Genomic DNA, 22,809 nt, shown 5'->3' with positions numbered 1-22,809 from the left:
GTCTCCGAGAGCAGTTTTGCGTATAATCGCCGACTCGTTTGCAGGCCGGGTTTCATTCTTCAGTATTCGCCCGACCTACCATTACCCTAGCCGTTTCCAACAAGAGAGCATGATGGGCGAATTTGATGCCATCCGACCGTACGACGACACCGAAGTAAAAGCCGTACTCAATCGGCTGCTGGGTGACAAGGCGTTCCTCGCGATTCTCACGCATTTCCGTTTTCCACGTCTGGCCGGCTCCCTCGGCTGGATCTTGCAGCCCGCCATCGCGCGCAAGCTGCGTCGCCAGTTCGCGGGCATCGACTCGGTCGCGGCTTTGCAGGACAAGGTCGAACATTACGTTGACCATACGATCGAGCGCGCCACCGATGGTGTGACCTATACCGGCGTTGAGCAGTTCAAGTCCGGGATCGCCTATCTGTTTCTCGCCAACCACCGCGATATCGTGATGGACCCGGCCTTCGTCAACTATGCCGTGTACCACGCAGGCTTGCCGACCCCGCGTATCGCCATTGGCGACAACCTGCTGCAAAAGCCTTTCGTCAGCGACCTGATGCGCTTGAACAAGAGCTTCATCGTGCACCGCTCCATCGCCGGGCGTCGCGAGAAAATGGCGGCATATCAGTTGCTGTCGGCGTACATCAACCACTCGATCCGCAACGATTGCGCATCGATCTGGATCGCCCAGGCCGAAGGCCGCGCAAAGGACGGCGACGACCGCACTGAATCGGCGATCCTCAAGATGTTCCACATGAGCCGCAAGGACGAGCCGTTCGGCGAAGTGATCCAGTCGTTGAACCTGACGCCAGTGTCCATCAGCTACGAATACGACCCGTGCGATCACGCCAAGGCCCGCGAGCTGTTCATCCGCGCCACCACCGGCAGCTACACGAAAGCGCCGGGCGAGGACGACGTCAGCATTGCTTTGGGCATCACAGGCTATAAAGGCCGCGTGCACGTCAACTTCGCGCCGCCGATCACCGAAGTGTTCGAAGACACCAAGCAGTTGGCGATTGAGATGGACAAGCAGATCCTCGGCGGCTATCGCCTGTTCCCGGTGCACTACCTGGCGTATGCGCAGTGGGCCGATGCCGATCCGAGCCTGAACGTGCCGACGGCCGCCGAGGTGTTTCCGGCGGATGAGCTGGAGCGTGCGAAGGATGAATGGCAGCGTCGTCTGGACGGCTGCCCTGAAACGCACCGGCCTTATCTGGTGCTGCAATACGCCACCCCGGTGCGCAATCAGTATCGAGTCAAGGCCGGATTGCCGCTCTGATGACTGTCCCATGAAAAAAACGGCGCCTGATCAGGCGCCGTTTTTATTCCCGGACATACGGCACCCCGGCGATGCAAAACTTGTAGGAGCCGGCTTGCTGGCGAAAGCGGTGTTTCAAGGACTATTGAGGTGCCTGACCCGGCGCTTTCGCCAGCAAGCCGGCTCCCACACGGTTTCGTGCGTCAGGGTGGTCAAATATCAGCCGCTAAATCTTCGTGCTCACCCACGACAACACCAACGCAAACGCCAGGCACCCGGCGCCGATCCGGTAGCTCTGGCGAATCATGCGCAGCGTTGGCACGTCCATCAGGTGCATCGGCTCATCGATCGGGGCTTGTTCGGTCAGGTTGTTGAGGTGCGCGGTTTCTCGCTGTTCACGGCTGCGCGTGGTGTACAGCAGCCAGATACCAGGGCCCGCCGCCAGCAGCGCGAACAGATTGATGACCATCCCGGGGGAGTGCTGGATGAGCGACATGGGGCCTCAATGGCACGCGATCGATAGCGCGCCGTGGGTTCGGTGGGATCTGCCGAATACGGTATCGCCTGTCACCTTAACGTCACCTGAACCGGTCACTGTGTAGCGCCTCGAACGCCCCCATTCAGACGCGGAGCCCGTCATGCTGCACGCCCACAACCAGGATCGCCTTTACCTCATTGCCCCCAGTGACGAGCAACAAGCCTTGATCGATGGCTTGGCGTTCAACGTGCAGGACCGTCACTGGCTGGTCTATTGCGCACTGGGCGGCCATCAGCATAACGACCTGCCTGAAGTGGACCTGGTGACCGGGTTCAGCTTTCTGGATTTTTATCAGGCGGCGTGAGATTGCCTCACGCCTGAAATACACGTCTGGCGAACGACCCGAAACCTGTGGGAGGGCGGGTGCGGATCTCACCTCCCGGCCCATACAAAAAGCCCCGGCATCTCACGATACCGGGGCTTTTTCGTATCAACCGAAAGCGTTACTGACCCAGTTGGCGACCGATGGTCTGGTCCTGGAACACGCGGGTCAATGCGTCGCTGAGGACGTCGCCGATCAGCTTGGTGTTGGTCTCTTCATTCGGCGCCATGCCAAAACGCTGATCCAGCGAAGCGGCGTAACGACCGTTGTAGCTGCGACCGTTGTTCTGCACATCCGCACGGAACGTCGCACTGATGTTGGCTTCAGTCACGTACAGACCTTCTTTCGGCGACTGGTATTTCAGTTCAGCCAAGGTCACAGTCAACTGAGGGCCATTGCCGCCCTGAACCGGCGTGAAGCCCAGCAAACGCACTGCTGCTTCGGCCTGGGCCTGCAGCTGCGGAACCAATTGCTGGCCGTTGACGGTGATCGAACTGGTTTCAGGGTACAGGCCGCCACGGGTTCCGAGGGTCTGCGAAGGACGACCATCGACCACGCGGACCGTCACTTGCTGGCCGTGGCCGACCGGCGCCAGTTGGGCATTCAGTTTCGGCTGCGGGTTAAGTGATTGCGGGCTGTGGGCGCACCCCACCAGCGTCAGACTGCCGACTGCAAGCAAACCGAACAAAACACGACGCAACATGCTCATCTCTCCATGGGCCAAGGCACAAATTGTGCCGCAGTATAACGACCTCCGGAGGTCGCTCACTAGCGTAAAGATACGACAAAGTGCCATCGTCGCGGTTCCCACCCTCCTGTTCGCCGGTCTGCCTCATCGATGACAGACATCATCGAGCAACACCAGCGTCACAGCCGTGTCATCGGCGCACGACATACTTTTCACAACCACCCAAACAAGGAGTCCTCGCAATGGACTTTCTCTGGTCTCTGTTCTCGCGACGCCGCCATTATCGCCACTACGCTCGCTTGGACCACCTTGGCGTCTGCCTCTCGTTCAAGCACTGCGCGGTTGCGCCGGAAGGGCACGGCTGGGTGGAAGTACACCAACCAAAACTGAGCTGGCTGCATCACCCACTGCCTGCCAGTGCTCGCGTCACGCCTCGCGCACGTGCGATTACCGCCCGGCATTTGCTCAGCATCTGACCGAACGGCAAATAAAACTCATTTTTTCTGGATCAATTCTGCGCGTTTCATCGCTATAATCTCCCCCCGATTATAAGGACGTCTCCTGATCGGGCCTCGCAGCACCGCTGATCCACAAAATCAGCACCTTCGTAACGCCCACAGAGAGCCTTCCACACAGACATGTGCTGCCCGGTATGTCGCCTTGCGAGCGTGAAATGGTCGATGCACTCGAACCTTTCTTGCCCACCATTGCCCACACTGGGTCCGAACCTGATCTGTCGGAGCTGCCATCGCGCAGCCCCTTTTTGAGGTTCGCGTCTCCAAAAGAGCGTGAAAAAAACGGGTTTTCACAACTTCACAAGAGTGTGGCGAGCAAATGAATAGTTACGCGTTTGTACATGCACCATTAGCGTCTGACCCAGCCCCCTTGCACAGGACCGACTGCCGCGCAGCCTCCACAACCGGAGCTTGAAGCCTGTCCGCTACGGATTTGGTTGCATGCCCCGGATGTCTTGACGATGGTCGAATGGCTGTCCAGGCCGAAAAATGAGTTCATGCTTTCCATAAAAGCATCAACCAGGCCCTCTCAAGGCGTGCGCTGACATGCAAAAAATTGCGAAGAATCGGACATGACGCTCCCGGTCGGGTGGTACGAGGCATTGCGCGATAACGCGCCGCCCGCCCCCGGCAACTGACCTCGGGATCTCATGCCGTCAATTTGGTGCAGCAGATTTTTGGAGACGCGTTAATGGCGCAGAACGAAGCAGTCGATGTGGTATTGGTCGGGGCAGGCATCATGAGTGCCACCCTCGCCGTACTGCTAAAGGAGCTCGACCCGAGCCTGAAAGTCGAGGTCGTCGAGCTGATGGATTCCGGTGCCGCCGAGAGTTCCAACCCCTGGAACAACGCCGGTACCGGCCACGCAGGCCTGTGCGAGCTGAACTACACGCCGGAAGCGGCGGACGGCTCCATCGACACCAAAAAAGCGATTCATATCAACACACAGTTTGAAGTCTCGAAGCAGTTCTGGGCCTACCTGGCTCGCAAGGGCACCTTCGGTTCTTCGCGCTCGTTCATCACGCCGGTTCCGCACCTGAGCTACGTCGAGGGCGAAAAAGGTGTGACCTACCTGAAAAAACGCTTCGAGGCGCTGAGCAAGCACCACGCGTTCTCTTCGATGGAATACACCGAAGACAAGGCGAAACTGGCCGAGTGGATGCCGCTGATGATGCCCGGCCGTCCTGCCGATCAGAAAATTGCCGCGACCCGTGTCATGCACGGCACCGACGTCAACTTCGGCAACCTGACCAACCAGCTGCTCAAGCACTTGTCGAGCGCGCCCGATGCGCAGGTCAAATACTGCAAGCGCGTGACCGGCCTGAGCCGTAAAGGCAACGGCTGGAGCGTGACCATCAAGGACGTCAACAGCGGCGGCACCCGCGAAATCGACGCCAAGTTCGTGTTCCTGGGCGCTGGCGGCGCGGCATTGCCGCTGCTGCAAATGTCCGGCATCGAAGAAGGCAAAGGCTTCGGCGGTTTCCCGGTGAGCGGCCAATGGCTGCGTTGCGACAACCCGGAAGTGGTCAAGCGCCACCAGGCCAAGGTGTACAGCCAGGCTGCGGTGGGTTCGCCACCGATGTCCGTGCCGCACCTGGACACCCGCGTTGTCGACGGCAAGACCTCCCTGCTGTTCGGCCCTTACGCCGGCTTCACCACCAAGTTCCTCAAGCACGGCTCGCTGATGGACCTGCCCTTGTCGATTCGCGCTGCCAACATCGCGCCGATGCTGGCCGTGGCCCGCGACAACATGGACCTGACCAAGTACCTGATCAGCGAAGTGCGGCAATCGATGGAACAGCGTCTGGATGCCTTGCGTCGCTTCTACCCGGAAGCGAAAGCCGAAGACTGGCGCCTGGAAGTGGCCGGTCAGCGGGTGCAGATCATCAAGAAGGACCCGAAGAAAGGCGGCGTTCTGCAATTCGGCACCGAACTGGTCTCGGCCAAAGACGGTACCCTCGCGGCGTTGCTGGGTGCCTCGCCAGGTGCCTCGGTCACCGTTTCGATCATGCTCGACCTGATCGAACGCTGCTTCCCGGAAAAAACCAAAACCGAGTGGGCTGCCAAACTGAATGAAATCTTCCCGGCTCGGGAAAAAGCGCTGGAAACTGACGCGCAGCTGTATCAGCGTGTGAGCGCCGAAAGCGACGAGAGTCTGGATCTGGTTCCAAACAGTCCGGCAGCAACAAGCTTCGCGTGATTCAGAACCCTTTCTGAATCTGTGAACAACCAAAAGCCCCGCCCACGCAGCGGGGCTTTTGGTTTCTGCGTCAGGCCAACACGTATTTAGAGCAAGTGTCTGTTGCCAGGCACGATAGAGCAGGAAATCAGGCGCGGGCTTTTTCGATCAGGTCAATGTAGTCCTGAGCGTTGCGTTGGTCCTTGATCAAGGCAATGAAGTCGTTGCCGTGCTCATCTTTGCCATCCAGGTCGTAGCCTGCTTCTTTGAAGAACACCAGAAAACGCTCAAAATCATCGACCCGCAGACCGCGGTAGCCTTTGATCAGCTTGTGCAGCGATGGCGACGTGGCATCGACCGGCTCAAAATCCAGGAACAGCTTGATCTGGGCGTCGCCGATTTCATCGCCAATCACCTGCTTCTTATCTTTACGCATTGCTGACTCCAACTGACTTGCGGGACATTTTCACGGGCGGGCAGTTTACCCCTCGCCCGGCCACTGGCTCAACGCGCGCGTACGCTGCCGGTGTGCAAGTCAGCCCAGACGTGGCCGTTGGCGTAGCTGAGGAACTGGCAATAGACCTTTTCGTTGCGCAGCAGGTCCACCAGCACGCGGTATTGGCTGGCGGGGTAGAAAAGGGTCAGGGTGCGGCTCGGTTCGTCATAGGCCGGTTTTTTCAGGGTTTTGCTTTCGCCGTCGAAATGAATCACCACCTCCGAAATCGTTGCGCCCTTGTTCATGGGTTTGCCTTTGAGGCGCAAACTCAGGGGCGATGTGACAGGAATGGGCTGCTGATTCGATTGACGCTGGCTGCCGACAACGATCGTGTAGTCGGTGATCTGCAGCAATTGCTGCTGCTCGGGCTCGCCTTCGCGCACGGACAGTTCGTCAGGCGGGAGGTATTGGGCGTGCATGGGTTCGGCGAGAGCGGGGAGCGGCAGGGCCAACAACAACAACATCAACGCAGCTTGACTACGAAACGAGAACGTCATGGGTGCCTCCCGGAAAAAGTGGGAGGCACTCTAGCATGTGAGCATCGTTCTTCTGCCGAACACTGCATAACCTGTGGGAGCGAATTCATTCGCGATTCGTCGGTACAAGCGATGCACATCTGTCGCCTGGTCGGCCGTCTCGCGAATGAATTCGCTCCCAGGGTCAAGCGGGGCGTCTGTTACATTCCTTTTACGGCATAGATCCCGGCAGCGTTGCGCCAGTAGCCTTTGTAATCCATGCCATAACCGAAGATGTAGCGGTCGATGCACGGCAGGCCGACGAAATCGGCTTTCAAGTCAGGACGCGCCTTGCGGTTGTGGTCTTTGTCGATCAGCACAGCGGTGTGAACAGCGCTGGCGCCCGCGTGTTTGCAGAAGTCGATGATCGCGCCCAGGGTGTGACCTTCGTCAAGGATGTCGTCGATGATCAGCACGTCACGGTCGATGAACGAGACTTCAGGCTTGGCCTTCCAGAACAGCTCGCCGCCGCTGGTTTCATTGCGGTAGCGGGTGGCGTGCAGGTAAGACGCTTCCAGCGGGAAGTTCAGGTGGGTCAGCAGCTTGCCCGCGAAGATCAGACCGCCGTTCATCACGCAGAACACGACCGGGTTGCGGTCGGCCAACACGCTGTTGATTTGCTCGCCGACGCGGGCAATGGACGCCTCGACTTCGTCGTTCGTGTACAGGCAGTCAGCCTCGCGCATGACTTGACGGATATGATCGAGATCAGCGGACATGACGCTCTCCAGGGGGGTGCTTAAGGAAAAGCGGGCAAAGGTACGCATCGGATCAGGTCAGGGCAAGTTTTTCTGGACTAACGTTGCACAGAGTCTCCACGAAAAGTGGCTGCAGGCTGGACACCTTCGGTGTAACGCGCCCCATGCCGCGTTAAAAACAGGCTCGGAATGCTCATTTAGGCCCCTAAAGTCGACCGCGACCCCGGCCGTTCCTCACCTGTTTTGCGACATAGCCTTCGCTCGCCGACTTTATCGTGAAGACCCTACGTCCCATTAATGTAAGAAACGCGAACCTAACCGGTAAGACAAGTTACAGCGTAATAGATTAATCTAAGCCGTTTTTTTTGCCCGCCCGCTGGAGCCTTCCCCTTATGTCCATTCGTGAGATCCGCCATCCGCTGATCCGTCACAAGCTCGGCCTCATGCGCCGTGCCGATATCAGCACCAAGAATTTTCGTGAACTGGCGCAGGAAGTCGGCTCGTTGCTGACCTATGAAGCGACCAAGGACCTGCCACTGGAAAGCTACGATATTGAAGGTTGGGCAGGCACCGTTCAGGTCGAGAAGATCGCGGGCAAGAAGATTACCGTAGTGCCGATCCTGCGCGCGGGCATTGGCATGCTCGAAGGCGTGCTCAGCCTGATTCCGGGCGCCAAGGTCAGTGCCGTGGGCGTAGCGCGCAACGAGGAAACCCTTGAAGCCCACACGTATCTGGAAAAGCTCGCACCGGAAATCGACCAGCGTCTGGCGCTGATCATCGACCCGATGCTGGCCACCGGCGGCTCGATGGTCGCCACGATCGACCTGTTGAAAAAAGCCGGTTGCCGCGACATCCGCGCCATGGTCCTCGTGGCCGCGCCGGAAGGCATCGCCATCGTCGAGAAAGCGCACCCGGACGTGCAGATCTACACCGCGTCCATCGACCAGCGCCTGAACGAACACGGCTACATCATTCCGGGCCTGGGCGACGCCGGTGACAAGATTTTCGGCACCAAACAAAAGGACGCCTGATGAAACAGGATGAGTTCAACGATCCACTGTGGCGCACCATCCTCTCGGGGGCCCAGATGCTGTTCGTGGCGTTCGGTGCGCTGGTACTGATGCCGCTGATTACCGGCCTCGATCCTAACGTCGCGCTATTCACGGCAGGCTTGGGCACATTGTGCTTCCAAGTGGTGACGGGCCGTCAGGTACCGGTTTTTCTGGCCTCCAGCTTCGCGTTCATCACCCCGATCATTCTCGCCAAAGGCCAATTCGGCCTGGCGGCGACCATGGGCGGCGTGATGGCGGCGGGCTTCGTCTACACCTTCCTCGGCCTGGCCGTGAAGATCAAAGGCACGGGGTTCATCGACCGTTTACTGCCTCCGGTGGTGATTGGCCCGGTGATCATTTCCATCGGCTTGGCGATGGCGCCCATTGCCGCCAACATGGCCATGGGCCGTACGGGTGACGGCGCGGCGGAGCTGATTCCGTACCACACGGCCATCACAATTTCGATGGCGGCGCTGCTGACCACCCTGATCGTTGCCGTGTTCGGCAAAGGCATTTTCCGTCTGGTGCCGATCATTTCCGGCGTGTTGGTGGGCTTTGCGCTGTCGTTCTATTTCGGCGTGGTCGACATAGCGAAAATTGCTGCAGCGCCCTGGCTGGACATCCCGCACTTCACAGCGCCGGAATTCAACTGGCAGGCGATTCTGTTCATCGTCCCTGTGGCGCTGGCCCCGGCCATCGAGCACATCGGCGGCGTGATCGCGGTCGGCAGCGTGACCGGTCGCGACTACCTGAAGAAGCCGGGCCTGCACCGCACGCTGCTTGGCGACGGCATCGCGACAACAGTCGCAGGCGCCTTTGGTGGCCCGCCCAACACCACCTACGCCGAAGTGACCGGCGCGGTGATGCTGACCAAGAACTACAACCCGAAAATCATGACCTGGGCGGCGATCTTCGCCATTGCCCTGGCGTTCATCGGCAAGTTCGGTGCGCTGTTGCAGAGCATTCCGGTGCCGGTCATGGGCGGGATTTTGTGCTTGCTGTTCGGCTCCATTGCAGCGGTGGGCATGAACACGCTGATTCGCCACAAGGTCGATCTGGCCGAAGCGCGCAACCTGGTGATTGTCTCGGTCACGTTGGTGTTCGGCATCGGCGGCGTGCTGATCGGCACTGGCAACGGGCCTGACGATTTCGGCATGAAAGGCATTGCGCTGTGCGCAGTGACCGCGATCCTGCTGAACCTGATCCTGCCGGGCAATGACAGCTGGAAGAACAAGCATCTGGATGATCAGTTGCCGTAGTTTTTTCCCATGTGATGACTGTAGGAGCGTGGCTTGTCCCGCGACCGGCGACGTAGTCGTCGTAAACCCGGCGTCTGCGGGATGACAGGGATAACGCGTTGGCAGGTTTTACGGCGGGTTCCCCGCCGGTCGCGGGACAAGCCACGCTCCTACAGAACTGCCGAGCTCAAACCATCGCAGGCGCACGCTCGCACAGCGTATTCAACGCCTTCGCCCAGTTCGGGTCGTCATTCAGGCACGGGATCAGCACCAACTCCTCTCCCCCCGCTTCCTTGAACTGCTCCGCCCCGCGATCGCCGATCTCTTCCAGCGTCTCGATGCAGTCCGCCACAAACGCCGGGCACATGACCAGCAACTTCTTCACGCCCTGCCCCGCCAGTTCGGCCAAGTGCGCTTCGGTGTAGGGTTCGATCCATTTGGCGCGTCCGAGCCGTGACTGAAACGACACCGACCATTTGCCATCGGGGATGCCCATCAGCTTGGCGAACTCGGCCGATGAGCGCATGCACTGAGCCCGGTAACAGACCGCCAGCACGTCGGGTGACGCCGTTTCGCAGCAGTTGCCGTGCTTGAAGCAGTGGCTCCCCGTGGGGTCGAGTTTGTTGATATGCCGCTCGGGCAAACCGTGAAAACTTAGCAAAAGGTGATCGTAATCTTGTTCCAGATGTGGCCTGACGCTCTGCACCAGCGCGTCGAGGTACTCGGGCTGGTTGAAGAAAGGCGGCAGCAGCGCCAGCTCGAAACTCAGCTTTTTCTCGTGAATCACACGGCGGGCTTCTTCGACGACGGTGGTCACCGTACTGTCGGCAAACTGCGGGTACAACGGCGCCAGCGTGACCTTCTTGATGCCCTGCGCCGCCAGACGGGTCAATACCGTTTCAATCGACGGCTCGCCGTATCGCATCGCCAGCTCGACCGGGCCGTGGGTCCATTCCTTCGTCATCGCCTGTTGCAGACGCTTGCTCAACACAACGAGGGGCGAGCCTTCGTCCCACCAGATCGACGCATAGGCGTGGGCCGATTGCTCCGGGCGTTTGATCAGGATCAGTGACACCAGCAAGCGGCGCACCGGCCACGGCAGATCGATAACATAAGGGTCCATCAGGAACTGATTGAGGTAGCGGCGAACATCCGCAACGTCGGTGGAGGCTGGCGAACCCAGGTTTACCAGCAGTAACGCGTGATCGGTCATGCAACACCTTGATGTCAGTGGCGGCCCAACAGGTCTTCCAGGGCCGCGTGCAGATCGGTGAATCGGAACGTGAATCCGGCTTCCAGCAACCGGTTCGGGCGAGCGCGCTGGCCGCCCAACAGCAGAATCGACAGTTCGCCCATCAGGACCCGCAGCGCAATCGCCGGCATGGGCATGAACGCAGGACGGTGCAGAATCCCGGCGAGTGTCTTGGCGAAATCACGGTTACGAACCGGTGATGGCGCGCAGGCATTATAGGGGCCCTGTGCGTCCTCTCGGTTCAACAGAAAATCAATCGCGGCGATTTGGTCGTCGATATGGCCCCACGGCATCCATTGGCGTCCGTTCCCGATCGGTCCGCCCATGCCCATTTTGAACGGCGGCAACAGACGCTGCATCATGCCGCCGTCGCGGGCCAGCACCAGACCGGTTCGCAGCAACACCACGCGAATGCCAAAGGCCTCGGCGCGCTGGGCCGTTTCTTCCCAGGCGATGCACAGGCGGCTGGCGAAATCTTCGCTGACGGGTTGCGAAGTTTCGTCCAACTCCCGCTCACCACCGTCGCCGTACCAGCCCACGGCTGATCCCGAGATCAATACGCCGGGCTTTTGCTGGCGACGTTCAAGCCAGGTGATGAGTTGTTCGGTGAGGGTGATGCGACTGTCCCACAGCAGCATTTTGCGCTTGCGGGTCCAGGGGCGGTCGGCAATCGGGGCGCCGGCCAGATTGATGACGGCATCGACCGGTTCGCTGCCAAGGTCATCGGGATGAGCGATGCCGCGCACGCCGGCACCGCAAAGACGCGGCACATCGTCGGGCTTGCGGCTCCAGACTGTCAGTCGATGGCCTTGATCGAGCCAGTGTCGGCATAGGCGACGGCCTATCAAGCCTGTACCGCCGGTCAGCAAGATGTGCATGAGTGTCTTCCTCGCGTGGCGTTCGTCGCAAATCGGTAGTCTATTTCTTCACAAACAACGCGCTTGTGAAGGGAGAGTAGGCCACGCTATAGAGAACGGCTTCTGAACCGTACGTTCGATTAATCCGTTCGCGCAGTTGAACGATTCCGAGCAGGCGTCACACTGAAGAACATCACACTCAAGATGGATCGCGAGGCGATCAACGTCCTGAACGTCGAGGGACGATAAGTTATACCGAAAAACAGCATTGTACAGGTTTTGACGTCGGCGTAGTCTGTGCAGACAAGGTAACGAGGCCCCTATGACTGTACCCATCGCAATCATCGGTACCGGTATCGCCGGACTCTCTGCCGCCCGCGCATTGCAAGCTGCCGGGCATGGCATCCACCTTTTCGACAAGAGCCGTGGCAGCGGCGGACGCATGTCCAGCAAGCGCAGCGATGCGGGTGCCCTGGACATGGGCGCGCAATATTTCACGGCCCGTGATCGTCGCTTCGCCGCTGCGGTTCAACAGTGGCAGGCCGAAGGTCACGTCGCTGAATGGAAACCCAAGCTCTACAACTTCCAGAATGGCGCGCTGAGCCTGTCCCCGGACGAGCAGGTGCGCTGGGTTGGCACGCCGCGCATGAGCGCGATCACACGAGCGATGCTCAGTGACATGCCGGTCACGTTCTCCTGCCGCATCACCGAGGTCTTCCGGGGCGAAGAGCACTGGCACCTGATCGACGCTGACGGCCGCAATCATGGGCCGTTCAGTCAGGTGGTCATCGCCATTCCCGCCCCTCAGGCGACAGCGCTGCTGGCAGCTGCACCAAAGCTGGCCAGTGTTGTGGCCGGGGTAAAAATGGAGCCGACCTGGGCCGTGGCACTGGCGTTCGACACACCGCTGGACACCCCTTTGGAGGGCTGCTTCGTGCAGGACAGCCCCATCGACTGGCTCGCCCGCAACCGCAGCAAACCTGGACGCGACAGCACGATGGACACGTGGGTCTTGCATGCGACCAGCGCCTGGAGTCGTCAGCATCTGGACATGCCCCGCGAGCAGGTCATCGATCATCTGCACGGCGCGTTCGCCGAGCTGATCAACTGCGCGATGCCCGCCCCGGCATTCACCCTCGCCCATCGTTGGCTGTACGCCAGACCGGCGGGTGGACGTGAAGTCGGCGCGCTGTCCGATCCGGATCTGGGCCTTTATGTGTGTGGCGACTGGTGCCTGTCCGGGCGAGTCGAAGGGGCCTGGCTCAGCGGTCAAGAAGCTGCGCGCCGTTTGCTCGAACACCTCAAGTGAATCGCCTCAATCCACGCAAACTGCTGCTGTCGAAATGGACAGCAGCCCATCCTCGCCATCGCGAAAAACACTTTCTGGTGACCGAACTCTTTCGCGACGAAGAAGGCACTGTGCTGGAAATCGAGTTGCAGGCGGTGCTGACCCAACGCAGCGAGCGTTTCGCCTGGCAAGCGTTGCAGGACGACGAGTGCTGGGTGATGGGCTGGAAATAGCCTTGCAGCATTCCCTCTCTGTAGGAGTGAGCTTGCTCGCGAGGCGTCGACATAGTCAGCATCGCAGCGCCTGAAATAACGCATCGCGATCAAGCTCACTCCTACAAGTCGGCAATACCTGTACAAATCATTTGACTTGTACAACCTCAAACCTATGATGAACAGAAGTTGTACAGCGCTGTCAGTCTGTACAAGAAAGTTTATCGAGGTTTGTCTATGTCCGTACCCGCCGATCAATCGCCGGAACAGAAATCCAAACCCAAATTGGGGGTCAGCGCCTGCCTGATGGGCGTAGAAGTTCGGTACAACGGCGGCCATAAAGAATCACACCTGCTGACCCGGGCTCTGCACGAGTATTTCGATTTCGTTCCCGCGTGCCCTGAAGTCGCCATCGGCATGGGCATCCCACGTGAGGCGATCCGGCTGGTGGGCGACCCGGAGCATCCGCAAGCCGTGGGCAGTGTCCACGAAGACATGAACGTGACCCAGCCACTGGCCGATTACGGCGCGCACATGGCTGAGGAAATGAGCGACATCTGCGGCTACATCTTCATGCAGAAATCGCCGTCCTGTGGGCTGGAGCGGGTCAAGGTCTATCGCGACAACGGTGCGCCGTTCGATGCGGGAGGTCGCGGTATCTACGCCCAGGCATTCTGCGCCCGACACCCCAATCTGCCCGTGGAAGAAGACGGCCGCCTGAACGACCCGGTGCTGCGCGAGAACTTCATCACCCGCGTCTACGCCTACGCCGCCTGGCAACAGTTGCTGAAAGAAGGCGTTACCCGTCGCGCCCTCACCGAATTTCATTCCCGCTACAAATACCAACTGATGGCCAATGACCCAATTCAATACAAGGCGTTAGGCAACCTGCTGGGCAACATGGGCCGCTGCGATCCCAACGACGTCGCGCCGCGCTACTTCAGCGAACTGATGGCGGCCCTGAAAAAACCAGCCACGCGCCGTACCCACACCAACGTGCTGCAGCACATTTGCGGGTACCTGCGCGAGACCATCAGTGCCGCCGACAAGCAGGAAATCCAGGCCGTTATCAACCAGTACCACCAGGGCATCGTGCCGCTGGTGGTGCCGCTGACGCTGCTCAAACACCACTTTCGCCAACACCCGGACCCGTACATCGCGCTGCAGGTGTACCTGCAACCGCATCCGGAGAACCTCAGCCTGCGCAACGCGATTTAAACCATGAAAGAAACCGAACCGCTGAATGACACGCAGGACTACGCCCATGCTTTGGAAGAAGGCTGGCTACCGATCCGCGAAGTGGCCCGGCTGACCGGGGTGAACGCCGTGACCCTGCGCGCCTGGGAGCGCCGCTATGGCCTGATCGTTCCCCATCGAACGCCCAAGGGCCACCGTCTCTACAGCACGGCCCATGTGGACCGGGTGCTGACCATCCTCACCTGGCTCAATCGCGGCGTGTCGGTCAGTCAGGTCAAGCAGTTGATCGACGATCAGCAGGCACCGCCGCCGAGCATTGAAAGTGATTGGGATCAGCTCCGACAGACGCTCTTGCAAGCGATCACGACCCTGTCGGAACGGCGACTGGACGACACGCTTAATCAGGCCATGTCGCTCTACCCGCCGCGCACCCTCTGCGAGCAACTGTTGCTGCCGTTGCTGGCGACGCTGGAACAACGCTGGCAAGGCCAGTTCGGCGCGCAGTTGGAACGGGTGTTTTTCTATTCCTGGCTACGGAGCAAATTCGGGGCACGGCTTTACCACAACAATCGTCAAGTCAACGGCGCCCCTGTGTTGCTGATCAATCAGTCCGATGTGCCACTCGAACCGCACCTGTGGCTGACGGCCTGGCTGGTGAGCAGCGCCGACTGCCCGGTGGAGGTCTTCGATTGGCCGGTGCCCGCGGCGGAATTGGGCCTGGCGTGCGAGCACCTCAAGCCGCGCGCGGTGCTGTTCTATTCCAGCAAGCCGCTGAACCTGAGCCAGCTCCCCCGCCTGTTGAACGCCATTGACTGCCCGAAATTGATTATTGGCCCGACCGTGCGCATCCATTCGGCCGAGTTATCCGTATCTGTCAGTGAGGTCGCCGGACTTACTCTGGCCGAAGACCCCTTGACCGCCCAGACCGCACTGCAACGTCTGGACATCATTTAAGGATTCAAGAGCATGCAATTGATCTGGCTGCGCACCGACCTGCGCGTACACGACAACACCGCCTTGAGCGCTGCGATGAAGCAGGGGCCGACGCTGGCTGTGTACATGATCAGTCCCACGCAGTGGCAGAGCCATGACGATTCGCCGAACAAAGTCGATTTCTGGCTGCGCAATCTGGAGGCGTTGAAGCACGAACTGAACGCCCTCAATGTGCCGCTGCTGATCGTGCACGCCAACACGTGGGACAAGGCGCCGAAAGCGCTGCTGGACCTGTGCACGGCCCACGACGTCGAGCATGTGCACGTCAACGAAGAATACGGCGTCAACGAAGATAACCGGGACAAGGCCGTCGAAGCGGCGCTGGATAAACACGGCATCGGCTTCACCCGCCACCTCGACCAACTGTTCTTCCCGCCAGGGAGCGTGCTGACCAAGACCGGCGGCTACTTCAAGGTCTACACCCAGTTCCGCAAAATCTGTTACCAGCGCTTGCACCATTCGATGCCGTCGGTGATACGCCTGCCAAGCAAACAGGCGCCCGTGCATGTAAAAAGCGATGCCGTGCCTGATCACGTCAAAGGCTTCGCGACGCCCTCCGACGCGGTTCGCAAGCTCTGGCCTGCCGGCGAAGACGAAGCGCGCAAACGTCTCGAACACTTCACCGACGACCAAGTGCATTACTACAACGACGAGCGCGACTTCCCCGCCAAGCCTGGCACCAGCCAGCTCTCTGCGTACCTGGCGGCGGGCGTGGTCTCGCCCCGTCAGTGCCTGCATGCGGCCTTGCGCAGCAACAACGGCGAGTTCGAGACCGGCAACGTCGGCTCGGTGACCTGGATCAACGAGCTGCTGTGGCGCGAGTTCTACAAGCACGTGCTGGTCGGCTTCCCGCGTGTCTCCCGCCACCGCGCGTTCCGGCCTGAAACCGAAGCCTTGAAATGGCGTCACGCGCCCAAGGAGCTGGAAGCCTGGCAACAAGGCCGCACCGGGATTCCCATCGTCGATGCAGCGATGCGGCAATTGGTGCACACCGGCTGGATGCACAACCGCCTGCGCATGATCGTGGCGATGTTTCTGACCAAGAACCTGCTGCTCGACTGGCGCGAAGGCGAGCGGTTCTTCATGCAGCATTTGATCGACGGTGACTTGGCGGCGAACAACGGCGGCTGGCAATGGAGTTCGTCCACCGGCACTGATTCCTCGCCGTATTTCCGCATCTTCAATCCGCTGAACCAGTCCGAGCGATTTGACCCGGAAGGCCTGTTCATCAAGTATTGGGTGCCGGAGCTGAAAGACCTGAACAAGCGCGACATTCATGACCCGTCGTCCCTCGGCGGGCTGTTTGGCGTCGAAGGCTACCCCTCGCCCATCGTCAACCTGAAGGCCAGCCGCGAGCGCGCGCTCACGGCGTTCAAATCCCTGCCCCATCGACAAGCAGAGACTCAAGACCATGAGTGAATTCCTGCGCGATTACGCCCGGCGCTTCGCCGAACTCGACAAAGACAATCTGCATCTGCTGGACGAGCTGTACAGCGCGGACATTGACTTCGCCGACCCGCTGCACGAGGTCCACGGCCTGCCCGAGCTGCACCGGTATTTCGCCGAGCTATACGCCAACGTTCGGGATGTGTCGTTCGAGTTTCACGCTTTCGACCAAGTGCGCGAGGGCAAGGGCTACTTGCGCTGGACCATGACCTACCGCCATCCGCGCCTCAACCAGGGCGAGCCGATTGCCGTGCAAGGTTGCTCGCACCTGCTGTGGGCGGAGAACAAAGTGTTTCAACACCGCGACTATTTCGACGCAGGCGCCCTGCTCTATGAGCATCTGCCGGTGATGGGCCGCATGATCGGCTGGCTCAAAAGGAGGCTCGCATGAAGCGCCGCATCTGGTTGACCGGCGCCAGCAGCGGGATTGGCCTGGCATTGGCCGAAGAGCTGCTGAACGCAGGCCACGAGGTCGCGCTGACCGCCCGCAGCGTCGCGCCGTTGGAGGCACTGGAGCAGCGATTCCCCGATCAGGTACTGCTCGCACCCGGCGACGTCACCGACCTGCAACAGGTGACGGCGATTGGCGAACGCATCGCTCAGGTCTGGGGTGCGCTAGACACCGCGATCCTCAACGCGGGCACCTGTGAATACGTCGACACCCACCATTTCGACGCGCGGCTGGTCGAGCGGGTGGTGAAGACCAACCTCATCGCCACCTCTTACTGCGTTCAAGAGGCGCTGATCCTGTTGCGCCTGGGCAAACGCCCTCACCTCGTCGGTGTCGCCAGTTCGGTGGCGTTTCTACCGCTGACCCGCTCGGAAGCCTATGGCGCGTCGAAAGCCGGTTCGCGCTACCTGTTTCAGTCGCTGCGCATCGACCTGGCCCACGAAAACATCGACGTCACGTTGATCAACCCCGGTTTCGTCGATACGCCGCTCACTGCGAAGAACGATTTCGCGATGCCGTTGCGCTGGTCTGCTCCAAAAGCCGCCCACTTCATTGCGCAGCGTCTGGAGAAAACCCGGCGCCCTCTGGAGATTTCCTTCCCGTTCCTGCTGATCCTCACGCTCAAGGCCGTGGCGATTCTGCCCGGTCGTCTGCAACTGGCGCTGAGCAAACGCATGGTGCGCGCTTCTGGTTCGGCTCCCGGCCAACGCGAGGGCGCGCAATGAAGATCGCGATCATCGGCAGCGGCATTTCCGGCCTCACCAGCGCCTGGCTGCTCAACCGCGTGCATGACATTACCGTGTTTGAGGCTGACAGCTGGATCGGCGGGCACACGCACACGGTTAACGTGACGGTGAACGGCAAGACCCACGCGATCGATACCGGTTTCATCGTCTTCAACGACTGGACCTACCCCAACTTCATCAAGCTGCTCGGCAAGCTGGGCGTGGCGTTCAAACCCACCGAGATGAGCTTTTCGGTGTGCGATCCGCACAGCCAGACCGAGTACAACGGCAACAACCTCAACAGCCTCTTCGCCCAGCGCAGCAACCTGCTGTCGCCGACCTTCTGGGGCATGCTGCGGGACATTTTGCGCTTCAATAAACAGGCGTTCGCCGACCTGCAAAGCCAGCGCATCGCCGCCGACACCACCCTCGGCGCCTACTTGAAATCCGAAGGCTATGGCCAGCGCTTCACCGACCATTACATCGTGCCCATGGGCGCGGCGATCTGGTCGATGTCGTTGAAAGACATGCTGGGGTTTCCACTGCAATTCTTCGTGCGCTTCTTCAAGAATCACGGTTTGCTGTCCGTCAGCAACCGGCCGCAATGGTGCGTGATCGAAGGGGGCTCAAGCCGCTACATCGAGCCATTGACGGCCTCGTTCCGGGAACGCATTCGCCTGCAATGCCCGGTCAGCCGCGTCGAACGCGACAGCGACGGGGTGACGGTGCACACCGCCAGCGGCAGCGAGCGTTTTGACAAGGTGATTTTCGCCTGTCATAGCGATCAGGCCCTGGCGATGCTGTTCGAACCCAGCGCCAACGAGCGAGACATTCTCGGCGCCCTGCCCTACGCCGACAACGACGTGGTGCTGCACACCGACACCCGCCTGCTGCCCAAACGCCCGCTCGCCTGGGCCAGCTGGAATTACCGGCTAGGCGGCGCGGGCGATCAATCAGCCGCCGTCACCTACGCGATGAACATCCTGCAAGGTATCGACAGCGACACCACGTTTTGTGTCAGCCTCAACCAGACCCCCGCCATTGACCCGAGCAAAATCCTTGCCCGCTATCGCTACGCCCACCCGCAATACAGCCTCAAAGGGATCGCCGCCCAAGCCCGGTGGCAAGAGCTGTTCGGCGCGCAACACACTTATTACTGCGGCGCCTACTGGGCCAGCGGCTTTCATGAAGACGGTGTCGTCAGCGCGTTGCGCGTGGCGTCCGCCTTCGGGGAATCACTGTGAGCAGCCTGCCGATGAACAGCGCCCTTTACAGCGGCCTGATCACCCATCGGCGTTTTGCGCCAAAGGCCCATGCGTTCACCTACCGCATCGGCATGCTGTACCTCGACCTCGATGAACAGGACGCTGTGATGCGCCTGTCTCCGTTCGCCGGGGTGGGGCGTCTGGCGCCGTTTTCGTTTCGGCCCAATGATTACCTGCGCGAATACACCCGCCGGGGCATTTCACTGACCGGCGCCGTGCGCGAGATCATTCGCCAATCCCTGGGTCGCGCGCCGCTGGGCCGCATCTGCCTGCTGACCCAGGCGCGCAGTTGGGGCCTGTCGTTCAACCCGGTGAGCTTCTTCTATTGCTTCGAACTGGACGGCACGTTGGCCGCGATTGTCTGCGAAGTCACCAACACGCCGTGGCGCGAGCGCTATCACTACGTGCTGCCCGCCAGTGCCGCCGAGGGCCATCAGCATTTCGCCGTGGCCAAGGCGTTTCACGTCTCGCCGTTTCTGCCGCGGGATCTGGAATACCGCATGAGCTTCAGCCAGCCCGATGAGCGCCTCGGCGTGCACATGGCCGACTGGCAGGGCGACGAAAAGATGTTCGACGCCACGCTCAACCTGCAACGCCAAACGATGAGCCGCTCGGCCTTGCATCGTCATCTGCTGAGCTTTCCGTGGATGACGGCCAAGACCTGCCTCGCCATTTACTGGCAGGCGCTGCGGCTTTTCATCAAACGCATACCGATTTTTTCCCATCAGGCCGCCGAAGGCTCGTACCGCATTGCCGCCGCTCAACAGAAGGAACGACGTCATGAAAAGCAGTAGCGTATCTGCCGGGTTCGGCGCCAACAGCCTGACCTCCAACCTGCTGCGACGCGGCGTACTGCGGCAGCTTGAGCACCTGCGCTACGGCCAGTTGGTGGTCTACGAAAACGACAACCGCCACGTGTTCGGTGCGGCGGGCGCGGCGCTGCAAGGTGAAATTCACGTGCAGGACGCGGCTGCGTGGGGGCTGGTCGCCAGCAATGGCTCGATTGGCGCGGGCGAGGCGTTCATTCATGGCTACTGGACCACCCCAGACCTGACCGCCGTGGTCCGCGTGTTCGTCAGCAATCTGGACGTCCTCGATGCAATGGAAGGCGGGTTGGCGCGGCTGAGTCGGCCATTCGTGCAAGGTCTGCACTGGCTCAACCGCAACACCCGCAAGGGTTCACAGAAAAACATCGCCGCCCATTACGACCTGGGCAATGACCTGTTCGAGCAGTTTCTCGACCCGACGATGATGTACTCGGCCGCGCAATTCCTCAGCCCCGACGACACGCTGGAACAGGCGCAGCTGAACAAGCTGGAACGCATCTGTCAGAAACTCGCGCTCAAGCCTTCCGATCATCTGCTGGAAATTGGCACCGGCTGGGGCAGCATGGCGATTTACGCTGCGCAGCAGTACGGCTGCAAGGTCACCACCACGACCCTTTCGAAAGAGCAGTTCGCGTACACCGAAAAGCGCATCGCCGAACTGGGCCTGGGCGAGCAGATCACGTTGATGCTCAGCGACTACCGCGACCTGACGGGCCAGTTCGACAAACTGGTGTCCATCGAGATGATCGAAGCAGTGGGCCATCGCTTTCTGCCGACGTATTTCAAGCAATGCACGCGGTTGCTCAAGGACGACGGCCTGATGCTGCTGCAGGCGATCACCATCCGCGAACAGCGTTATGTGCAGGCCATGCGCAGTGTGGATTTCATTCAGCGTTACATTTTCCCCGGCGGCGCGCTGCCTTCAGTCACCCGGATGTTGGACATCGTCAGCAAAGACACCGACATGAACCTGCTGCACATGGAAGATTTCGGGCTGCATTACGCACGGACCTTGCGCATGTGGCACGACAACTTCCGCCACGCGGCCGGCTACCTGACCGAGCTTGGCTACGACGATTACTTCCTGCGTTTGTGGGAGTTTTACCTGTGCTACTGCGAGGGCGGTTTTCTGGAGCGCACCATTGGCACCGCGCAACTGCTGCTGGCCAAACCCCGTGCGATGACGGCGCCGCTGTTGGGACGGTTCGATGCTTAAAAAGCTGGCCAACGCGGCGCTGTTTCAGATCGGCTGGTTCACCTGTGTGCTGGGTGGAAACAGCGGGTGGCTGTTGCTCGTGCTTGCGATTTTGCTGGTCCATTTGTGGCTGATCGGCTCTTGGCAGGCCGAGGGCAAATTGCTGATGACGGTGTTCGCGCTGGGCTGCGTGATCGACAGTGCGTTGATCAAAGTCGGGGTGTTCGATTTTGGCGAAGCCGGTCGCGTCATTCCATTGTGGCTGGCCTTGCTCTGGCCCTTGCTCGCGACAACCTTGGGGCACTGCCTGGCATGGACGGCTCGGCCGTGGTGGCTGGGCAGTGTGCTGGGGGCGGTCGGCGGCCCGGCGTCCTACATCGCGGGGTCTCACCTGACCTATGTTCATTTGCCATTAGGCGTGTGGCCGAGTGCATTCATCATCGGCGCAATCTGGGCGGTGGTTTTTCCGTTGCTGCATTGGCTGGCGGCTTGGTTCCGTCAAGCACACCGCCACGAAGCGTCCGCTTGAAAGCCGCGTCCGTCAGACCAGTCCCCGATGCACTAGCCGCTGCTTTACACTGCGGCCCATGACTGCCATCCCCCTGCTTCAACTCCCCGTCACGCCTGTCGAGCCTGCCGTAACGTGCTCAACCTGCGCCGCTTGCTGCTGTCAGCTGGAAGTGATGCTGATCACCGACACGGGCGTGCCCGAACGCTTCATCGACACTGACGATTGGGGCGGTGAGGTGATGCTGCGCCTGGATGACGGCTGGTGCGCGGCACTGGATCGCGACACGATGCGGTGCACGATCTACGACCGAAGGCCGCTGATCTGCAGGGAATTCGAGATGGGTTCGCCGGAGTGCATCACCGAGCGGGAAGGGATTGCGACGGCGTACGTGTGATCACCGTAGACCTGTAGGAGCGCGCTTGCCCGCGATTGCATTCGGCCTGTGCCAGAAGTGTTGACTGACACACCGCCATCGCGGGCAAGCGCGCTCCTACAGATGTGAAGAGAGGCTCGCTTAGAACGGCATCGTGTAATGGATGGCGTAGCTTTCGATCCCGTCGTTGTCGCTGGTCATGCCGCCATTGGAGTAGTGAGTGGCACGCAGGCCCACTTCATGTCCACCGGCAAAGCGCAGGCCAAAGCCCAAGCGGTCCTCGAACTGGAACGCGCTGCCCATTTTGTTGCCTTCGACTTCGGTGCGCTGGAATACAGCACCACCGATACCGGCTTCGATATAGGGTTTGACGCTGTCGCCAGCGAACTCATAAACGAACACCGGAGAGAACGACAGGCTGTTGTTGCTCGCGTTCTTGTCACCTTCCCAATAGGTATAGGCGCCACTCCAGTAACCGGTCAGACGACCGACGCTGGTCTGCCACCAGCTTTTATCCCAATCAAACTGCGCGCCCAGACGATAGGTCATGGTCGACTCGCCAGTGTGCCCCACTGAGAACTCAACCCCATCAGCCTGTGCAATCGCACTTTGCCCCGACAACGCAGCCGCAATCGCAGCCAAACAAAACAGTCGCTTCATCTGAAACATCCTATTTTCGAATGCAGTTAGAAATTTTTCGTATCAACAGACTGGCTATAGA

The 22,809-nt window shown here is 60.2% G+C and carries 26 protein-coding genes; 18 read left to right on the top strand and 8 right to left on the bottom strand.

The features are described 5' to 3' along the window. The first annotated feature begins 112 nt into the window (after window positions 1-112). Window positions 113-1,276 (top strand): 1-acyl-sn-glycerol-3-phosphate acyltransferase, encoded by a 1,164-nt coding sequence (locus tag AAEO81_RS05120; protein WP_341962079.1) that lies wholly within the window; start codon window positions 113-115, stop codon window positions 1,274-1,276. A gap of 205 nt (window positions 1,277-1,481) precedes the next feature. On the opposite strand, the gene AAEO81_RS05115 is transcribed toward AAEO81_RS05120, so the two are convergent. Beyond that, complete coding sequence (locus AAEO81_RS05115) at window positions 1,482-1,751, bottom strand: hypothetical protein (RefSeq protein ID WP_341962078.1); 270 nt, start codon at window positions 1,749-1,751, stop codon at window positions 1,482-1,484. Between the two features lie 142 nt (window positions 1,752-1,893). Between AAEO81_RS05115 and AAEO81_RS05110 the strand changes: the two genes are divergently transcribed. Further along, a complete protein-coding gene (locus AAEO81_RS05110; protein ID WP_341962076.1) occupies window positions 1,894-2,097 on the top strand; it encodes a hypothetical protein in 204 nt (67 codons plus the stop codon). 139 nt (window positions 2,098-2,236) lie between these two features. On the opposite strand, the gene AAEO81_RS05105 is transcribed toward AAEO81_RS05110, so the two are convergent. Next, window positions 2,237-2,818, bottom strand: coding sequence for a YajG family lipoprotein (locus tag AAEO81_RS05105; protein ID WP_166597233.1), 582 nt, complete (start codon window positions 2,816-2,818; stop codon window positions 2,237-2,239). Window positions 2,819-3,045: 227 nt separating this feature from the next. Here AAEO81_RS05105 and AAEO81_RS05100 point away from each other — a divergent pair, with 227 nt between their 5' ends. Both AAEO81_RS05100 and mqo read left to right on the top strand, forming a co-directional pair. Beyond that, a complete protein-coding gene (locus AAEO81_RS05100; protein WP_341962074.1) occupies window positions 3,046-3,279 on the top strand; it encodes a hypothetical protein in 234 nt (77 codons plus the stop codon). A 730-nt stretch (window positions 3,280-4,009) separates the two neighbouring features. Next, entirely contained in the window at window positions 4,010-5,518 is a 1,509-nt protein-coding gene (gene mqo, locus AAEO81_RS05095; RefSeq protein WP_341962073.1) for a malate dehydrogenase (quinone), read from the top strand. Between the two features lie 127 nt (window positions 5,519-5,645). Here mqo and AAEO81_RS05090 read toward each other — a convergent pair whose 3' ends face one another. From AAEO81_RS05090 to AAEO81_RS05080, 3 genes are all read right to left on the bottom strand, one after another. Further along, complete coding sequence (locus tag AAEO81_RS05090; protein ID WP_166597237.1) at window positions 5,646-5,933, bottom strand: PA4642 family protein; 288 nt, start codon at window positions 5,931-5,933, stop codon at window positions 5,646-5,648. 68 nt (window positions 5,934-6,001) lie between these two features. Beyond that, complete coding sequence (locus AAEO81_RS05085; protein ID WP_341962071.1) at window positions 6,002-6,490, bottom strand: hypothetical protein; 489 nt, start codon at window positions 6,488-6,490, stop codon at window positions 6,002-6,004. A 179-nt stretch (window positions 6,491-6,669) separates the two neighbouring features. After that, on the bottom strand, window positions 6,670-7,227 hold the full coding sequence (locus AAEO81_RS05080) for a hypoxanthine-guanine phosphoribosyltransferase (RefSeq protein ID WP_166597239.1): 558 nt from the start codon (window positions 7,225-7,227) through the stop codon (window positions 6,670-6,672). Between the two features lie 371 nt (window positions 7,228-7,598). Between AAEO81_RS05080 and upp the strand changes: the two genes are divergently transcribed. Together upp and AAEO81_RS05070 are read left to right on the top strand one after the other, a co-directional pair. After that, the gene (gene upp / locus AAEO81_RS05075; RefSeq protein ID WP_166597240.1) at window positions 7,599-8,237 is read left to right on the top strand and encodes a uracil phosphoribosyltransferase; all 639 of its coding nucleotides are present in this window, start codon (window positions 7,599-7,601) and stop codon (window positions 8,235-8,237) included. Continuing rightward, entirely contained in the window at window positions 8,237-9,517 is a 1,281-nt protein-coding gene (locus AAEO81_RS05070; protein ID WP_341962069.1) for a uracil-xanthine permease family protein, read from the top strand. The genes upp and AAEO81_RS05070 overlap by 1 nt, the downstream gene beginning before the upstream one ends. Window positions 9,518-9,683: 166 nt before the next feature. Here AAEO81_RS05070 and hemH read toward each other — a convergent pair whose 3' ends face one another. Both hemH and AAEO81_RS05060 read right to left on the bottom strand, forming a co-directional pair. Continuing rightward, window positions 9,684-10,709, bottom strand: a complete 1,026-nt coding sequence (gene hemH, locus AAEO81_RS05065) for a ferrochelatase (RefSeq protein WP_341962068.1) — start codon at window positions 10,707-10,709, stop codon at window positions 9,684-9,686. A gap of 14 nt (window positions 10,710-10,723) precedes the next feature. Next, a complete protein-coding gene (locus AAEO81_RS05060) occupies window positions 10,724-11,626 on the bottom strand; it encodes a TIGR01777 family oxidoreductase (protein ID WP_341962066.1) in 903 nt (300 codons plus the stop codon). A 301-nt stretch (window positions 11,627-11,927) separates the two neighbouring features. On the opposite strand from AAEO81_RS05060, the gene AAEO81_RS05055 reads away from it, so the two are divergent. From AAEO81_RS05055 to AAEO81_RS05000, 12 genes are all read left to right on the top strand, one after another. Then, entirely contained in the window at window positions 11,928-12,914 is a 987-nt protein-coding gene (locus tag AAEO81_RS05055) for an NAD(P)/FAD-dependent oxidoreductase (protein WP_341962064.1), read from the top strand. After that, the gene (locus AAEO81_RS05050) at window positions 12,911-13,126 is read left to right on the top strand and encodes a TIGR02450 family Trp-rich protein (protein ID WP_341962062.1); all 216 of its coding nucleotides are present in this window, start codon (window positions 12,911-12,913) and stop codon (window positions 13,124-13,126) included. Before AAEO81_RS05055 ends, AAEO81_RS05050 begins: the two co-directional genes overlap by 4 nt. Window positions 13,127-13,342: 216 nt before the next feature. Further along, a complete protein-coding gene (locus AAEO81_RS05045) occupies window positions 13,343-14,323 on the top strand; it encodes a DUF523 and DUF1722 domain-containing protein (RefSeq protein WP_341962060.1) in 981 nt (326 codons plus the stop codon). 3 nt (window positions 14,324-14,326) lie between these two features. After that, complete coding sequence (locus AAEO81_RS05040) at window positions 14,327-15,256, top strand: MerR family transcriptional regulator (protein WP_341962058.1); 930 nt, start codon at window positions 14,327-14,329, stop codon at window positions 15,254-15,256. 12 nt (window positions 15,257-15,268) lie between these two features. After that, window positions 15,269-16,714, top strand: coding sequence for a deoxyribodipyrimidine photo-lyase (gene phrB / locus AAEO81_RS05035; RefSeq protein ID WP_341962057.1), 1,446 nt, complete (start codon window positions 15,269-15,271; stop codon window positions 16,712-16,714). Further along, window positions 16,707-17,132, top strand: a complete 426-nt coding sequence (locus AAEO81_RS05030; protein WP_341962056.1) for a nuclear transport factor 2 family protein — start codon at window positions 16,707-16,709, stop codon at window positions 17,130-17,132. Before phrB ends, AAEO81_RS05030 begins: the two co-directional genes overlap by 8 nt. Next, window positions 17,129-17,917 (top strand): SDR family NAD(P)-dependent oxidoreductase, encoded by a 789-nt coding sequence (locus tag AAEO81_RS05025; RefSeq protein WP_341962054.1) that lies wholly within the window; start codon window positions 17,129-17,131, stop codon window positions 17,915-17,917. Before AAEO81_RS05030 ends, AAEO81_RS05025 begins: the two co-directional genes overlap by 4 nt. Then, on the top strand, window positions 17,914-19,161 hold the full coding sequence (locus AAEO81_RS05020; protein WP_341962053.1) for an FAD-dependent oxidoreductase: 1,248 nt from the start codon (window positions 17,914-17,916) through the stop codon (window positions 19,159-19,161). Before AAEO81_RS05025 ends, AAEO81_RS05020 begins: the two co-directional genes overlap by 4 nt. An 11-nt stretch (window positions 19,162-19,172) precedes the next feature. After that, window positions 19,173-19,976, top strand: coding sequence for a DUF1365 domain-containing protein (locus AAEO81_RS05015; protein WP_341962052.1), 804 nt, complete (start codon window positions 19,173-19,175; stop codon window positions 19,974-19,976). Next, window positions 19,963-21,225 carry a cyclopropane-fatty-acyl-phospholipid synthase family protein gene (locus AAEO81_RS05010; protein ID WP_341962051.1) on the top strand — a complete coding sequence of 421 codons (1,263 nt, stop codon included), beginning with the start codon at window positions 19,963-19,965 and terminating at the stop codon, window positions 21,223-21,225. Before AAEO81_RS05015 ends, AAEO81_RS05010 begins: the two co-directional genes overlap by 14 nt. Then, window positions 21,218-21,733 (top strand): DUF2878 domain-containing protein, encoded by a 516-nt coding sequence (locus AAEO81_RS05005; RefSeq protein ID WP_341962049.1) that lies wholly within the window; start codon window positions 21,218-21,220, stop codon window positions 21,731-21,733. The genes AAEO81_RS05010 and AAEO81_RS05005 overlap by 8 nt, the downstream gene beginning before the upstream one ends. Before the next feature lie 58 nt (window positions 21,734-21,791). Beyond that, the gene (locus AAEO81_RS05000) at window positions 21,792-22,109 is read left to right on the top strand and encodes a YkgJ family cysteine cluster protein (RefSeq protein WP_341962047.1); all 318 of its coding nucleotides are present in this window, start codon (window positions 21,792-21,794) and stop codon (window positions 22,107-22,109) included. 120 nt (window positions 22,110-22,229) lie between these two features. Here AAEO81_RS05000 and AAEO81_RS04995 read toward each other — a convergent pair whose 3' ends face one another. Next, the gene (locus tag AAEO81_RS04995) at window positions 22,230-22,748 is read right to left on the bottom strand and encodes an acyloxyacyl hydrolase (protein WP_341962045.1); all 519 of its coding nucleotides are present in this window, start codon (window positions 22,746-22,748) and stop codon (window positions 22,230-22,232) included. Window positions 22,749-22,809: the final 61 nt, after the last annotated feature.

It is taken from the genome of Pseudomonas sp. RC10 (assembly GCF_038397775.1).
In the GTDB taxonomy this organism is placed as follows: Bacteria; Pseudomonadota; Gammaproteobacteria; order Pseudomonadales; family Pseudomonadaceae; genus Aquipseudomonas; species Aquipseudomonas bambusae.
The sequence above is the reverse complement of the archived record's forward strand: the minus strand, read 5'-3'. Positions and strand labels throughout refer to the sequence as shown.

What these genes read in the sequence shown, in the direction of transcription:
- AAEO81_RS05120 (WP_341962079.1), top strand. Translation starts at nt 113, where the DNA reads ATGGGCGAATTTGATGCCATCCGACCGTACGACGACACCGAAGTAAAA.
- AAEO81_RS05115 (WP_341962078.1), bottom strand. Translation starts at nt 1,751, where the DNA reads ATGTCGCTCATCCAGCACTCCCCCGGGATGGTCATCAATCTGTTCGCG.
- AAEO81_RS05110 (WP_341962076.1), top strand. Translation starts at nt 1,894, where the DNA reads ATGCTGCACGCCCACAACCAGGATCGCCTTTACCTCATTGCCCCCAGT.
- AAEO81_RS05105 (WP_166597233.1), bottom strand. Translation starts at nt 2,818, where the DNA reads ATGTTGCGTCGTGTTTTGTTCGGTTTGCTTGCAGTCGGCAGTCTGACG.
- AAEO81_RS05100 (WP_341962074.1), top strand. Translation starts at nt 3,046, where the DNA reads ATGGACTTTCTCTGGTCTCTGTTCTCGCGACGCCGCCATTATCGCCAC.
- mqo (WP_341962073.1), top strand. Translation starts at nt 4,010, where the DNA reads ATGGCGCAGAACGAAGCAGTCGATGTGGTATTGGTCGGGGCAGGCATC.
- AAEO81_RS05090 (WP_166597237.1), bottom strand. Translation starts at nt 5,933, where the DNA reads ATGCGTAAAGATAAGAAGCAGGTGATTGGCGATGAAATCGGCGACGCC.
- AAEO81_RS05085 (WP_341962071.1), bottom strand. Translation starts at nt 6,490, where the DNA reads ATGACGTTCTCGTTTCGTAGTCAAGCTGCGTTGATGTTGTTGTTGTTG.
- AAEO81_RS05080 (WP_166597239.1), bottom strand. Translation starts at nt 7,227, where the DNA reads ATGTCCGCTGATCTCGATCATATCCGTCAAGTCATGCGCGAGGCTGAC.
- upp (WP_166597240.1), top strand. Translation starts at nt 7,599, where the DNA reads ATGTCCATTCGTGAGATCCGCCATCCGCTGATCCGTCACAAGCTCGGC.
- AAEO81_RS05070 (WP_341962069.1), top strand. Translation starts at nt 8,237, where the DNA reads ATGAAACAGGATGAGTTCAACGATCCACTGTGGCGCACCATCCTCTCG.
- hemH (WP_341962068.1), bottom strand. Translation starts at nt 10,709, where the DNA reads ATGACCGATCACGCGTTACTGCTGGTAAACCTGGGTTCGCCAGCCTCC.
- AAEO81_RS05060 (WP_341962066.1), bottom strand. Translation starts at nt 11,626, where the DNA reads ATGCACATCTTGCTGACCGGCGGTACAGGCTTGATAGGCCGTCGCCTA.
- AAEO81_RS05055 (WP_341962064.1), top strand. Translation starts at nt 11,928, where the DNA reads ATGACTGTACCCATCGCAATCATCGGTACCGGTATCGCCGGACTCTCT.
- AAEO81_RS05045 (WP_341962060.1), top strand. Translation starts at nt 13,343, where the DNA reads ATGTCCGTACCCGCCGATCAATCGCCGGAACAGAAATCCAAACCCAAA.
- AAEO81_RS05040 (WP_341962058.1), top strand. Translation starts at nt 14,327, where the DNA reads ATGAAAGAAACCGAACCGCTGAATGACACGCAGGACTACGCCCATGCT.
- phrB (WP_341962057.1), top strand. Translation starts at nt 15,269, where the DNA reads ATGCAATTGATCTGGCTGCGCACCGACCTGCGCGTACACGACAACACC.
- AAEO81_RS05030 (WP_341962056.1), top strand. Translation starts at nt 16,707, where the DNA reads ATGAGTGAATTCCTGCGCGATTACGCCCGGCGCTTCGCCGAACTCGAC.
- AAEO81_RS05025 (WP_341962054.1), top strand. Translation starts at nt 17,129, where the DNA reads ATGAAGCGCCGCATCTGGTTGACCGGCGCCAGCAGCGGGATTGGCCTG.
- AAEO81_RS05020 (WP_341962053.1), top strand. Translation starts at nt 17,914, where the DNA reads ATGAAGATCGCGATCATCGGCAGCGGCATTTCCGGCCTCACCAGCGCC.
- AAEO81_RS05015 (WP_341962052.1), top strand. Translation starts at nt 19,173, where the DNA reads ATGAACAGCGCCCTTTACAGCGGCCTGATCACCCATCGGCGTTTTGCG.
- AAEO81_RS05010 (WP_341962051.1), top strand. Translation starts at nt 19,963, where the DNA reads ATGAAAAGCAGTAGCGTATCTGCCGGGTTCGGCGCCAACAGCCTGACC.
- AAEO81_RS05005 (WP_341962049.1), top strand. Translation starts at nt 21,218, where the DNA reads ATGCTTAAAAAGCTGGCCAACGCGGCGCTGTTTCAGATCGGCTGGTTC.
- AAEO81_RS05000 (WP_341962047.1), top strand. Translation starts at nt 21,792, where the DNA reads ATGACTGCCATCCCCCTGCTTCAACTCCCCGTCACGCCTGTCGAGCCT.
- AAEO81_RS04995 (WP_341962045.1), bottom strand. Translation starts at nt 22,748, where the DNA reads ATGAAGCGACTGTTTTGTTTGGCTGCGATTGCGGCTGCGTTGTCGGGG.